General features: G+C 62.7%; 11 protein-coding genes. 3 read left to right on the forward strand and 8 right to left on the reverse strand.

Features of this window, described 5'->3' with window-relative positions; translation table 11 throughout:
• Positions 1–139 precede the first annotated feature (139 nt).
• Together N5B55_RS24665 and N5B55_RS24670 are read left to right on the forward strand one after the other, a co-directional pair.
• Positions 140–826 (forward strand): heavy metal response regulator transcription factor, encoded by a 687-nt coding sequence (locus N5B55_RS24665; RefSeq protein WP_012435757.1) that lies wholly within the window; start codon positions 140–142, stop codon positions 824–826.
• A complete protein-coding gene (locus tag N5B55_RS24670; RefSeq protein ID WP_009241690.1) occupies positions 826–2223 on the forward strand; it encodes a heavy metal sensor histidine kinase in 1398 nt (465 codons plus the stop codon). The genes N5B55_RS24665 and N5B55_RS24670 overlap by 1 nt, the downstream gene beginning before the upstream one ends.
• Before the next feature lie 122 nt (positions 2224–2345).
• On the opposite strand, the gene copC is transcribed toward N5B55_RS24670, so the two are convergent.
• Positions 2346–2732, reverse strand: coding sequence for a copper homeostasis periplasmic binding protein CopC (gene copC, locus N5B55_RS24675; protein ID WP_009277764.1), 387 nt, complete (start codon positions 2730–2732; stop codon positions 2346–2348).
• 577 nt (positions 2733–3309) lie between these two features.
• Between copC and N5B55_RS24680 the strand changes: the two genes are divergently transcribed.
• Complete coding sequence (locus N5B55_RS24680) at positions 3310–3636, forward strand: four-helix bundle copper-binding protein (RefSeq protein WP_012435756.1); 327 nt, start codon at positions 3310–3312, stop codon at positions 3634–3636.
• Positions 3637–3801: 165 nt separating this feature from the next.
• Here the strand turns inward: N5B55_RS24680 and N5B55_RS24685 are convergent, their stop codons facing one another.
• The 7 genes from N5B55_RS24685 to N5B55_RS24715 form a co-directional block, all read right to left on the reverse strand.
• Complete coding sequence (locus N5B55_RS24685) at positions 3802–5109, reverse strand: MFS transporter (protein ID WP_004635140.1); 1308 nt, start codon at positions 5107–5109, stop codon at positions 3802–3804.
• A 7-nt stretch (positions 5110–5116) separates the two neighbouring features.
• On the reverse strand, positions 5117–7561 hold the full coding sequence (locus N5B55_RS24690; protein ID WP_304541961.1) for a heavy metal translocating P-type ATPase: 2445 nt from the start codon (positions 7559–7561) through the stop codon (positions 5117–5119).
• The gene (locus tag N5B55_RS24695; protein ID WP_004635145.1) at positions 7558–8208 is read right to left on the reverse strand and encodes a DUF6629 family protein; all 651 of its coding nucleotides are present in this window, start codon (positions 8206–8208) and stop codon (positions 7558–7560) included. Before N5B55_RS24695 ends, N5B55_RS24690 begins: the two co-directional genes overlap by 4 nt.
• A gap of 4 nt (positions 8209–8212) precedes the next feature.
• Positions 8213–9556 (reverse strand): SAM-dependent methyltransferase, encoded by a 1344-nt coding sequence (locus tag N5B55_RS24700; RefSeq protein WP_009241691.1) that lies wholly within the window; start codon positions 9554–9556, stop codon positions 8213–8215.
• Positions 9557–9698: 142 nt separating this feature from the next.
• Positions 9699–10604: a ribose-phosphate pyrophosphokinase gene (locus N5B55_RS24705; RefSeq protein WP_004635153.1), complete on the reverse strand. Its 906-nt coding sequence runs from the start codon at positions 10602–10604 to the stop codon at positions 9699–9701.
• Positions 10601–12115, reverse strand: coding sequence for a thymidine phosphorylase family protein (locus N5B55_RS24710; protein ID WP_004635154.1), 1515 nt, complete (start codon positions 12113–12115; stop codon positions 10601–10603). Before N5B55_RS24710 ends, N5B55_RS24705 begins: the two co-directional genes overlap by 4 nt.
• Positions 12112–13476, reverse strand: a complete 1365-nt coding sequence (locus N5B55_RS24715) for an MBL fold metallo-hydrolase (RefSeq protein WP_004635157.1) — start codon at positions 13474–13476, stop codon at positions 12112–12114. Before N5B55_RS24715 ends, N5B55_RS24710 begins: the two co-directional genes overlap by 4 nt.
• Positions 13477–13478: the final 2 nt, after the last annotated feature.

Raw genomic sequence — 13478 nt, forward strand, 5'->3', positions numbered from 1 at the left:
TGAAAGGTGGGTGCAGGCTACCCAGCGCCAGGCTACCCCGACCTGACTGAAACATTACAAATCCGTCATCTTGGTGTGATGCCGCCTGCAGCGCGGTACTCTACAGCCCATAAATCATAGGAAGTGATTCAGGCGCGATATGAAACTGTTGGTCGTCGAGGACGAGCCCAAAACCGGAGAGTATCTGCAGCAAGGCCTGACCGAAGCCGGCTTTGTGGTAGATCTGGCACGCAACGGTACTGACGGCCGCCATCTGGCCATGTCGGGCGACTACGACTTGCTGTTGCTGGACGTGATGCTGCCTGACGTGGATGGCTGGCAGATCGTCCAATCGTTGCGCGCTGCGGAACAGGCGGTGCCGGTGTTGTTCTTGACCGCCCGCGACAGCGTGGCCGACCGCGTCAAAGGCCTTGAAATGGGCGCCGACGACTACTTGGTGAAGCCATTCGCGTTTGCTGAGTTGCTAGCCCGGGTCCGCACGCTGCTGCGCCGGGGAACCGGTGCCGTCTCGTCCGACCGAATCCAAGTGGCCGACCTTGTGCTGGATTTGGCTCGCCGTCGTGCCTCACGCGGAGGCCAGAAGATCCCGCTGACGAGCAAGGAGTTCTCCCTGCTGGAGCTGCTGGTCCGCCGCCGTGGCGAGGTCTTGCCTCGCTCCCTGATCGCCTCGCAGGTCTGGGACATGAACTTCGACAGTGATACCAATGTGATCGACGTCGCCATTCGCCGGTTGCGCGCCAAGATCGACGACCACTTCGAGCCGAAGCTGATCCAAACGGTACGCGGCATGGGTTATGTACTGGAAGCGCCCGAGGACGCGGCCTGATGGGGCAGTTCTCCCTGACCACTCGGCTCACCGCGTATTTCTCGCTGTGTTCGGCAGCCGTCTTGCTGGGCCTGGGCGTGGTGATTGCGCTGGCCATGGATCAGCACTTTGCGGTGGAGGACTACACCGCGCTGCGCGAGAACGTCAGCGTCATTGAAAAGATTGTCGAATCGAGTCCCGCCGAACAGGTCCCCGAACGCATCCGCGAGGCAATCCAACATCGCACCGATCTCGTAGCTCGTATCCAGGGTTCGGACGGGCACATGCTGTACGTAACCCAGGATTTCGATTTTCAAGCGGCAACGCAAGCGCTGGCGCAGTTGCGGCATACCAGCGAAACCCTCGTTTGGGCGCAAGGCGGTCAGCAATATCGGGGCATGCACGCGGCCATCCCACTGCGAGATGGATCATCGGGCGAGCTTGATGTCCTGCTGGGGATCAACACGGACATTCACGCCCACTTCCTCCACACCTTCCGCGGGACGCTCGCTTTCTATATCGCCGTCGCAGCGCTGGCCACGGGCCTATTCGGCTGGTGGGCTGCACGCCGAGGCCTGGCGCCTTTGCGCACCATGGCCTCGCGGGCGCGCACGGTGACTGCCGACAAGCTCGATGAACGCATGCCTGTTGATACCGTGCCAGTCGAAGTGGCGGACCTTGCCGCGACCCTGAACGGCATGTTGGAGCGCCTGCAGAACGATTTCCGCCGCTTGTCGGACTTCTCGACCGACATCGCCCATGAACTGCGTACGCCTATCACGAACCTGCTCACGCAGACGGAGGTCGTGCTATCCCAGCCGCGCGAGGGCACGAAGTATCGCGATGTGCTGACCTCCAATGCGGAGGAACTGCAGCGCCTGGCACGCATGGTGTCCGACATGCTGTACCTCGCCAAGATGGAGCACAGCCTGACGCTGCCAAGCGCCGAAGACATCCGCATCGCTGACGAAATCCGCGCGTTGTTCGATTTCTATGACGCGCTTGCAGAAGACAAGGCTGTCCTGCTCGAAACGCGGGGCGATGGACACGTCACAGGAGACCGGCTCATGCTGCGCCGTGCGTTGAGCAACCTGCTCTCCAACGCCATCCGGCACACCCCGCGACATGGCCGCGTGGTCGTCTCGGTCAGTGATGATCGCGACGGCATGACGGTTTCGGTAGACAACGACGGCAGCGAGATCGCGCCGCAGCTGCTGCCATTTATCTTCGAGCGCTTTTTCCGGGCGGACAAATCGCGCGCGCGGCCCGAGTCGGAAAGTGCCGGCCTTGGCTTGGCCATCACCAAAGCGATCGTTGCGGCGCACGGCGGCACCATCACCGTTGCGCGCATTGACGGGCGCACACGGTTCTCTATCCGCCTACCGCGTTGCATCGATGCCGCAATATTGTCTGTATAGTTCTTTGCACACTGCGGCGACTACTGCCAAGCCGGGCTTGGCGGGCATTTTGGGTCGCAAACCGAAACAGCCGCCGGTTTCGCGCGCCACTCCGATGGACTCAAACGATGAGGATCGGCGCTTCATCGTACTCGGAATACGATCCTGCCATTGACAGGATGCCCATCGGATGAGACCGCTTGCCAGTCAACGCGATAGGAACCAGCCATGAGAGGTTGAGTCGGCTGAATAACGACCGTCTTGGCGTCTCCGCCACGCGATACTTCAGCCGGAATCTTCATCGGCCCGTGAAGCGCCCGGCCCGGCAGCCACGCCATAACTAGATTACCTCCCGAAGGCGGGAATACAAGTTCCTCTGAAAATCTCAATTCGATTCGCTTTGGGGCGGCCACTTCAGAATTGTTCGCTGGTCTCGATGAAACCAGCTTTGGATGGCCGAGAGCGATCTCGCTCAGAATCGCGAACAGGACGGTGACTGAGCCTCGCAATGCGCGGCGACTTGCGGACATGGCGCACCTCCGTTTCTTGGGAATGTGCATTTAGCTTAAGTCGTTGCACACGGAGCCTGTTGATGCAGGTCAGACCACCCACGAGCAACTAGCGTGCGATGAGATGGTAATCGGTGTCCCAAAACAGCACGATATGGCAATGCGTACCGAAGTTGTTGGTGCGCGCGGTAGCGCCCGCTGGGTGATGTCACGACGCATAGAGGTGTACGGGTTCGGCACCGGCTCGACACCGTCCACCAGAGGCTAGTTCTAGACCACTTTGCTGTGGCGCTGCTACGTTGGTGATTTGCTGCCCAATGCGATCCGGCACACCCCCGCGACATGGCCTTGTGGTCGTCGTGGCGCACGCGCGTCTCCACGTGCCGACCGCATTCCGCCGAGAGCGCGAACACTTCGGTTCACCATGGGCCACTGGCGGAAAGCGCACATGACCGCCACATGGCGGTCCGATTACGGTTCGGACAGATCTGGCCATTTGCGACTCAACGTGCCCCGCCTCTTTGGCACAAGGCGCCGTCCTTGCTTTCTCGTGGGTGCGCATGCCATGTCGGTACGCCAACCACCCAGGAGAACGACGATGTCTCACCAAACCTATCAAGAATGTCTCGACGCCTGTAACGCGTGTCAGGTCACATGCTTGCACTGTGCTGTGGCTTGCCTCAACGAGCCAAGCCCGGCGGAACTTGCCGACTGTATTCGCCTGGATCTCGATTGCGCGGAGTTGTGCCAGACTGCCGTTGGTTATATGGCACGCGGCAGCAGCCAAGCCAAAGCCGTTTGCGTATTATGCGCAACCATCTGTCAGAAATGCGGCGCAGAGTGCGCGAAGCATGCACACGACCACTGTCAAACTTGCGCACGTGCGTGTGAGGAATGCGCGCAAGCCTGTCGAGCTATGCAATAACGGCTTTGAACCCCAGTTCAATTGGAAGGAGCAAATGGCGCTGATAGGTCACATCCGCCGTCACGTGTTACACCATCCACGAATTGCCGGTTCGGTGCGCTGCCATTGGAAAGCGGCCTCAAAAGCACAATGCGCGCACATAGCACGAGGAATTTTCATTGTTGTTCATGCGCCCCGCCCTTCCCTCGTCTGCCTTTCTCCTTCTGCTTGAAAGCTGCGCTGCTCTGGCTGACGTTCAGCCTGCCGCGCCGCGCCCCACCAACGCAGTGCAGCCACACTACCAAGCAGCAACACAGCCGCCGCTGCCCAAAATGGAGCGAACGTATTCCATCCAAACAGGGTACCGGCACTCACCGAACCTAGTGCCTGCCCCAGGTTGCCTGCGGCTGCCTGCCTTGCCAACAGCGACCCAGCGAAACTACGGTCACCTTCCAGCAACTCATAAGACAGCACCGGTCCAATCATGCCGACGCCGGTAGCCACCACGGCGATTAGCAGCCCAAGCGCGGCGGCATCGGGCACCAGTGCGGCAAAGCCCAGTGCCACCGCTGAGCCGGCAAATGCGCCGGCAACCCAGCGATGGTCGATATGCTTGCGCACTGCCGGAAGCAGCAGCAAAGCCTGCGCGGCGAGCATCGCCAGGCTGCACGTGACAAACATCACCGCAATCATCGAGTTGGGTAGGCGCAGTGTCTGGCCACCAAACAGGCTGAAGCCGACTTCGAAGGTACCTGCGGCAAAGGACGCCAGCAGGGCTAACAGCATCGATACAGCAACGAAGCGCTTGCGCTGCCGGGTCATCTGCACCGAGCCGCTGTCGAGCAAGATCGGCTTGGTCGTGCTCAGGCAGCGGCGAACCGCCAACAGAAGTGGCAGTCCGACCGATGCGACCACCAACGCGGGCCAGTTGACCATACTGGGCATCTGGCCTGCAGGCATGCCCATCAGCGGCCCGGCAAGCCAACTACCGAACGCGGGGCCCGCGAGAAAGCCAACGAACGATGCACTACCGATCAGCACAAAGCGCCGACTCCTGTCCTCGGTATTGCTGATGTCGGTCACATAGGCCTGGGCACCGGGCACGATAGCCGCTGCCCCCGCCCCGGCGATCAATCGACCGCCATAGATCGCCATGAGACTGGGTATTAGCGCGACCATCGCGGTTCCCAGCACAAACATAGCGAAGCCGGTAGTCAGCGCCGCCGCCCGCCCACGATGATCCGACTGGCGGCCCCACCACGGCGCAAAGATGAACAGCGCGAGCGTGTAGATTCCTCCCAGCATGCCAACGTGCCACGCCAGCGTTTGCCGCGTCGCACCAGGCAGGTACTGCGCCAGATACAACTGCAGCAACGGCAGCCCGACTCCATAGCCGAGAGAGACAACAAATACCAGAGCAAGCAGCACGACCAACGCTGGCCTGACGGCCCGCGCATCGAGGGGTGCGGGAGTGGCGGACGATTGATTAAGCATGATGCCTTCAGCCCGCGCCGTGAGCGGCCACCGGAGCGGTCACGCCGTTGTGGACCGTCGCCGCGCTTGCGCGTCGGATTCCAGTCAGCCGGGTTCGCTTGAGCATTAGCGCGTTAATCGCCACTAGCGCAGAGCTGCCCGACATGGTAATCGCCGCCACCTCGGGGCTGATCGTGAATGGGTAGAGTACGCCGGCCGCCAACGGGAACGCCACTACGTTATAGGCGATCGCCCACCACAGGTTCTGATGCATCTTTCGCAAGGTCGCGCGGGACAGTTCAATCGCACCGACCACATCCAGCGGATCGCTTTTCATCAGGACCACATCGGCACTCTCCATCGCGACATCGGTGCCCGCACCGATCGCGAAGCCCACGTCGGCTTGCGTCAGCGCCGGAGCATCATTGACGCCATCGCCCACCATGCCGACCTTCTTGCCCTGCCCCTGCAGTTCCTTGACCTTTGCGGCCTTGTCGCCCGGCAGCACGTCGGCCAGCACGATGTCGATGCCCAATTCCTTCGCAATGCGCTCAGCGGTCGAACGGTTGTCACCGGTTAGCATTGCGACCTGCACCCCGCGGCCATGCAGTGCCTTGATCGTCTCGGCCGAAGACGGCCTCACTGCGTCGGCGATCGCGATCAAACCGATCAGGCGACCGCCGTGTGCGACGTGCACCACGGTGCGGCCTTGGCCCTGCAGACGGTCGGCATCTGCCTTGAGCGCGCCAAGGTCAACGCCATTGGCCTCCATCAACCGCCGATTACCGAGCAGGGCCAGCCGACCGGCCACCACCGCCTGCGTGCCCTGCCCATCGATGTTGGTGAAATCCGTCACCGCTTCGGAGGCCAGTGCGCCGGCACGCTTGAGGATCGCGACCGCAAGCGGGTGTTCGGAGAGCTTTTCGACCGAGCCTGAAACGCGCAGCAGGTCGTCTGGCGTTACGTCCCGGGCCACCGCTATATCGACCACTTCCGGCTCGCCAAGCGTCAGGGTGCCGGTCTTGTCGAAGATCACCACATTTAGCCGTGTCGCGTCCTCCAGCGCCGCAGCATTCTTGAACAAGATGCCGTTCATCGCGCCCAGGCCGGTACCCACCATCACCGCCATCGGCGTCGCCAACCCCAGTGCATCTGGGCAGGCAATCACAAACACCGTGATCGTGAGTGTCAGTGCCAGCAGTACCGGCTGCCCGAGCACGAAGTACCAGACAGCGAAAGTGGCCACACCGATCAGGAAGGCGATCACGACCAGCCATTGTGAGGCCTGGTCGGCCAGCAACTGCGCTGGCGCTTTGGAATTCTGCGCCTCCTGCACCAGTTTGACGATCTGCGCCAACGCGGTGTCGGCACCCACCTTGGTCGCACGATAACGGAAGCTGCCGCTCTTGTTGATCGTCGCGCCAATCACCTTGTCGCCCACCATCTTCTTCACCGGCATCGACTCGCCGGTGAGCATCGATTCGTCCACCTGAGAACCGCCCTCGAGCACCTCGCCGTCAACCGGAATCTTGTCGCCAGGACGCACCAGGACGATGTCGTCGAGCAGCACTTCGGCGGTCGCCACAGTCACTTCCTTGCCGGCGCGCAAGACAGTGGCCTTTGGCGGGGCCAAATCCATCAGCGCGCGGATGGCTTCCGACGCTCCTGCGCGCGCGCGCATCTCCAGCCAGTGGCCCAGCAGAATGAACACCAGCAACACCGACACAGCCTCATAGAACTGCGCACCGCCGAAAATGAAGGTGCTGCCGACACTGAAGACGTAGCCGGTGCCGACGCTCAGCACCACCAACACCGCCATGTTGAGCACGCCATTGCGCAACGCACGCGCGGCGGCGACGAAGAACGGCCACGCGGGGTAGATCACCGCAGCGGTGGCGAGCAGGAACAGCCACAGCCCCAAATCCAAGCCGAACGGTGGCTTCAGCTTGATGAAATCCATGCCCATCGGGGCATACAGGAAGATCGGCACCGTAAACGCCAGGCAGACCCAGAAACGGTTGCGCATGTCGCGCGCCATCCCCTTGGCATCCATACCGGGGCCATGGCCCATCTCGTGGGCCATTGCATCCATGCCACCGTGAGCCATCGCGGCGTGGTCGTGCGCGACGGGCGCCTCCGCTGTGGCCGGCCCACCAGCGGCATGTACGTGCCGCTCAGGATGCTCGTGCTGAATATGGCCGTGCGCGTGTGCCGGCGCCACAGCATGCTCCATCGGCCCGCACATGTGCCGGGGCAACATTTCGCCCGCACAGTGGTACCCGCAGTCCTGGATTGCCGCCCGGATGCGTTCCGGATCAATGCGCCCCTGGTCGTACGTCACCGTGGCCGATCCGGCCACCGCGTTGACCGAGACATGCTCAATGCCCGGCATCTGCGCTAGGTGCTTTTCGACGCCGCGCGCTGCCAGCGGCGATAGTAGCCCTGCCACCTCGAATGTGTTGGTTGTGCTCATGAGGGAATCCGTTGTTGGGGAATCGAACGCAGTGCGATGAAGTGCAGTGCGACAGCGCCACTCAGCAGCGCGGCGAAGAAGCACCACACCGAAATGAACCAATGGGCATAGAAAACGTAGGCGGTGAACGAAGCGGCCAGCGTGAGCGCCCCGAACACCTTGACCCAAACATGGCTGGAGAGCAACAGGCTCACCGTCGTGGAAAGCAGGTACAGCGTCATCGACGCGACAATGTAGAAATGCGGGGACTGGTAGTCCACATGGCCTGCCATCGGGCGCGCCTGAATCGGGTTGACCACCAGGCTGTACAACAGGTATGCACCCACAGCCAGACCCATAACCACAAAGGCCAACAACCCTCGGCGGCGCGGACCCCGGGGCTCTAGCAGCCATGCCGCTAAGGGGACGTACACCGGCCACAGTACGTGGGAGAAAAATGAGTACACCTGCGTAGCAACAAAGTTAAGCCAAGCGGGGCCACCAAAACTGAGCCAGACCACCCCCTCGACAAGCTGCTGGATCGCAAACAGCAATGGGATGGCGGCATAAGGGCGCTCCGCCGGGCAGCGCGCCATACGCAGCGTCACGGTGCCGATTGCCAGCAGTAGCGTGCCGGAGCCAAAGCTGGCCGTCGCGGAAAAGCACATAGCGCTAGTTCCCCCAATCCCAATGCGGTCGACTGCGGTACAGATCACGCCGTGTCATCGGCACAGGCCATTTACCCGGGTGGCGATTGGACGCCAGGATTTGATAGATGCCGGAGCCACCGGCCTCGAACTCCAACGCGCAGGCCGCCATGTACAGGCGCCAGACGCGATAGGCGGCTTCTCCAACTTCAGCGATCGCCGCATCGCGCTGAGCCTCCAGGCGATGCACCCAGTGCCGTAAGGTCATCGCGTAGTGCGGGCGCAGTCCCTCGACGTCATGGATCTCAAAGCCCGCGCGCTCCATGCCGAGTTGGATGTTGCTGATGCAATCAAGCTCGCCGTCGGGAAATACATAGCGATTGATGAACTCGGTGGCAGCTGTCTTGTTCCACCCTTCCTCGTCGTGCGTGATGCCGTGGTTCAAGAATAGGCCGCCCGGCTTGAGCATCCGACGCACCACCGCATAGTAGGCCGGCAGGTTGCGCAGGCCGACGTGCTCGAACATCCCGATGCTGGAAACCTTGTCGTAGACACCCTCGCCTTCCAGATCACGGTAATCGCGCAACTCCACCGTGACGCGATCCTGTAACCCTTCGATCCGAATGCGCTCGCGGGCGTATTCGAGCTGTCGCTCGCTTAGGGTGATGCCGTGGGCGTGCACACCGTGCTCGCGCGCGGCCCAACATACGAGCGCCCCCCAGCCGCAGCCGATATCCAGCAGCCGTTCGCCGGGCCGCAGGCGCAGCTTGCGGCAAACGTGCTCAAGCTTGTTGCGCTGCGCCGTGTCCAGCGAATCGGAGGGCTGCTCGAAGTAGGCGCAGGAGTACACCCGCTCCTCGTCCAGCCACAACCCATAGAACTTGTTGGACACGTCATAGTGGAACGAGATCGCGGCGCGATCGCTGTGGCGCGAATGCCGGTGCGCGAAGCGCCGGGCGACCCGGGATGCGAAGCCCGCATCCGGTTTGATCTCACCCAGGTCCGGAGCGGGCAGCATTAACGCGTCCTTTAACAGCGCGAGCTTGTCGCGCCACGACAACTGGATCGACTCGAAATGGTTCTTCAACCGGAGCGCGCCGTACAGGTCTCCCTCGATGTCGAGCACGCCCCGAAAGTACGCGTCAGCCAATAAAAGGGGACTGCGCGCCACCACCAACTGACGCAACAGGCTGGGGTCCCGCACCACCAACGTGAAATCGACCGCCGTATCGTGCCCGTGCAGCGTGTCGTTCCACAGCCGCAGTGCGGGCGGCTTCTCCATCCCAGCGAGCAACCGACGCAGGATGCGTAGCGCCGGCTCGGTGTCGGTCGAAGGAACGCTGCCAATAAATGCCTTGGTGCTGTTCATCTCTTGCCCTCCCGTTGGGTTGATGGCTCGTCGCGGTCCTCTCCGCCAATTGACACGATGAAGCGCCAACCCGACATCGGAATCGCGGCTTTGCAAAATCCGGCCAGATCTATCTCGAAGTGAACGTGCGGAGTCTTGGCACTCATGTGGCACCCCCGGGGTCTTGCATGAGTTCACGAACCGCGGACGCTAGGTCCGGGGCAACGGAGATTCCATTGGTGGGATGGACAACCGTGTCGCAGCTCACCACCAGCCCGGCCCCAGTGGACTCCAAATCCTGAACCGCGTTGCCTGAAAACACCGCGTGAATCGCGATGCACACAGGCGCGGCCAAGCCCGCGCGCCGCAGATGACCAATGGTCTCGGCCATCGTGCGACCGGTGGAGACAATGTCATCGACCAGCACCGGCGTGTGGTCGCGCCAGCGCTCCACATCCGGCACCGAAACCTCGACATCCCGGTCACCTTTGCGGACCTTGTGCAGCACCACCATGGGCGCGTCCGCCCTGCTTGCGACATCGGCCACCCATTGGTTGCTCTCCTCGTCAGGGCCCACAAGCGCCGGGCGTGTCACATGGGCGCGCAGCCATGCCGCCACAGCCGGCGCCGCGTGGACGTGACGCGTTGGGATTACATAGACCTGCGACAACTTGGTGATGCGGTGCAAGTGGGGATCGACTGTTGCCAGCCAATCAAATCCACGCGACAACCAGGCTGCAAAATGCCGTGCACTCACCGTCTCACCCGGCTGGAAGCAACTATCCTGTCGCATGTAGGCGAGGTAAGGTGCGACCAGACCAACGTCGGTCGCACCGTTCTCCCGGGCGGCCGCCGCCAACAGCAGCAACGGAATCAGCTTGTCGTCCGGCCGGTCTAGCGTGCAGACGATGGCGACCCGCCGCCCCTCCACGGCAGACTCCACCCGCACATACGACTCTCCATCCGGAAAGCGCCGCACCGTCGTAGTCCCGCGCTCTGCGCCCAACGCCGAAGCCAGCTTCTCTGCCATCGCTTCATTGCCCGGCATGGCAAAAATCAGTGGCGTCATCTCGAATCTCCCACATCGATCAGCGGGTGAGCCTCCAGGTAGTCGAACGCGTAGTCCAACTCGCCGAGCGCTTCGGCATGCACGGTGAACAGCGGCATACCTCGCTCGACGCGATCCCCCAGCTTGACATGCAGTTCGAGCCCGGCAGCGGGTGCCTTCGGTGCCCCGGCGAGCTTGGCCACGCGAGCCAACCGCCGGCTGTCGATCTCACGTACCATCCCGTCACGTTCGGCCAGCACAGGCTCGCGTAGCCGCGCCCGCTGCGGCTCGCGTAAGCCCCCTTGCGCTTTGCAGATCGCCTGGAATTTGGCCCACGCGGCGCCGCTATCAAGCAACCGCTGAGCGACCAAGACGCCAGTACCCGGCTCGCTGTGACCGCAAAATTCCAACAGTTGTCCAGCCAATGCGACAGCGCGCACGCTCAGATCCTCGGGCGCGCGCTCGGCACGCTGAAGGACTGCCAGCACGTCGTGCGCCTCCAGTGAGGGACCAATGCCACGGCCCACCGGCTGCGTCCCGTCCGTACGCACTACCTGCAAGTGCAAATCAAAGGCCTGCGCTACCTGCTCCAGCATTTGCTTCAGGCACTCGTAGTCTGCGTCACTGCGCACCTTGGCGGTCGGCCCGACCGGCACATCGATCACGGAGTGGGTAGCGCCGGCAGCGATCTTCTTCGACAGCACAGATGCCACGAGCTGCGCGTCGCTGTCGAGGTCCAGCGGGCGCTCGACGCGGATCAACATGTCGTCGGCCGGGCTGAGCGCCAGCGAGCCTCCCCAGACAAAGCAGCCGCCCTCGCGTTGGACAACGCGGCGCATCTGCTCCAAATCGAGCGCCACCGGCGTCATCGTTTCGATCACGTCGGCGGTGCCAGCCGGCGAGGTAATGGCCCTTGACGACGTCTTCGGCATCGTGAGCCCGGCCGCGGTGATGATCGACACGACAATCGGCGTCGTGCGGTTTCCCGGCAATCCACCCACACAGTGCTTGTCCGCGATCGGTGCATGCCCCCAGTCGAGCCGCTTGCCCGCGGCCAGCATCGCTCGCGTCAGATCGATCGTCTCCTGCAAATCCATCCGCCCGCCGGCGCAGGCGCTTAGAAAAGCGGCGATATGTGTCCCAGGGTAGCTGCCAGCGGCGACGTCACTAATGATCGAGTCCAGAGCCGACGCGTCGAGCCTGTGGCCGTAGATCTTCGCCCGCACCTGGCTCATTGAGTCCAGCGTCGGGGCATGCGAGATCGTGATCCGGTCGCCCGGCGCGGGCGCCAGCGCTCGCCACGCGCTGTTCGAAAGCGCCGCCTCCCCCAACTCCAGCAAGGTCGGATCGACAACGTTCAGCGTGGCGATGATCGAGCGTCCGTTCAGGCTAATCAGTACTCGCGTCTGCGCCTCGAAACCCTCGGAGCGGCAAACATGGCAGTCTCGATGCATGTAGACGACATATTCCTGCTGCGTCTCGATGCCCATCCGACGCACGGCAAGACTTGCCCTGTGGCGAGGGTTCCTCATACATCGAACTCCACGTGCTGTCCCAACAACGGAACGCTGGCGGACCACCCAAGTTCCCGCTCGATGCGCTGGCGCATCGCATCAGCCGGCCCCGGCTCGCCATGGGTGACGAACACCGAGCGCGGCGCCGCTGGCGCACTGCCCAGCCACTCGATCAATTGGCTTGCATCGGCATGCGCCGACATGCCCTGCAGTGAAATCACTTCGGCACGCACGGCGACGTCCTCACCGTGAATGCGCAGGCTTCGCTCACCAGCCTGCAGCCGCGCGCCGCGTGTCCCCCCAGCCTGATAACCGGCCAGGATGATGGTGTTGCGCCGGTCCGGCGCCAGATGCTTCAGATGGTGCAGCACGCGGCCGCCGGTGGCCATGCCGCTGGCCGAGATGATCACAGCCGGGAGGGCCAGCCCAGCCAGCGCCCGCGATTCCTCCGGGGTCCTGATCATGCGCGCAGCTTTGTACATCCCGAGGCAATCTTCGAGCGACAGCTTATGTTCGGCGTGATGGCGGTGATAGATCTCGGTTGCATCTATTGCCATCGGGCTGTCGAGAAAAACAGGCAGGTCTGGAATCGCGCCCTGTTGCTTCAGCTTGTGGATCAAATGCAGCAGCAACTGTGCACGCCCCACCGCAAACGCCGGAATCACGACCATGCCGCCACGGTGTGCTGTGCGAGCAATCGCCTCACCGAGCACGGCCTGCGCATTGGGTACCGGTTCGTGTAGCCGGTCCCCATAAGTCGATTCGACAACGATGTAGTCTGCCTTGGGAGCCGGCGCAGGCGCACGCATCACCGGGTCGTCGGGGCGGCCAACGTCTCCGGAGAACAGCACTGTCGTCTGCCCCGCTGTCAGTTCGGCCGAGGCCGCGCCGAGAATATGCCCAGCCGGGCGCAAGGTCACCGTAACGTCGGGGACGACGTCCACACACTGGTCGAAAGGCAATCGGTGCAACTGTTCCATTGCGCGACGTGCGTCGTCCTCCGTGTACAGCGGCAAAGCCGTGGCGTGCTTGGAGGTGTGATGCCGGTTCGCATAGGCGGCGTCCTCCTCCTGGATTCTCCCGCTGTCGGGCAACAGCAGACCGCATAGTTCGATTGTCGAGGGCGTCGCCAGAATCCGGCCCCGGAAGCCCTGTTTCACGAGCAACGGTAACGCACCGGCATGGTCCAGATGGGAGTGTGTCAGCACCACCGCATCGATGTCGGCGGCGCTGAACGGCAACGGCTCCCAGTTCAGCAATCGCAACTGCTTGTAGCCCTGGAACAACCCGCAATCAACCAGCAGGCGCTGCCCCTGATGCTCCACCAAATACTTTGAGCCGGTCACTGTGCCGGCCGCACCGTGAAAACTGAGCTTCATCG

The sequence above is a fragment of the Ralstonia pickettii genome, from assembly GCF_030582395.1.
GTDB classification, from domain to species: domain Bacteria; phylum Pseudomonadota; class Gammaproteobacteria; order Burkholderiales; family Burkholderiaceae; genus Ralstonia; species Ralstonia pickettii_D.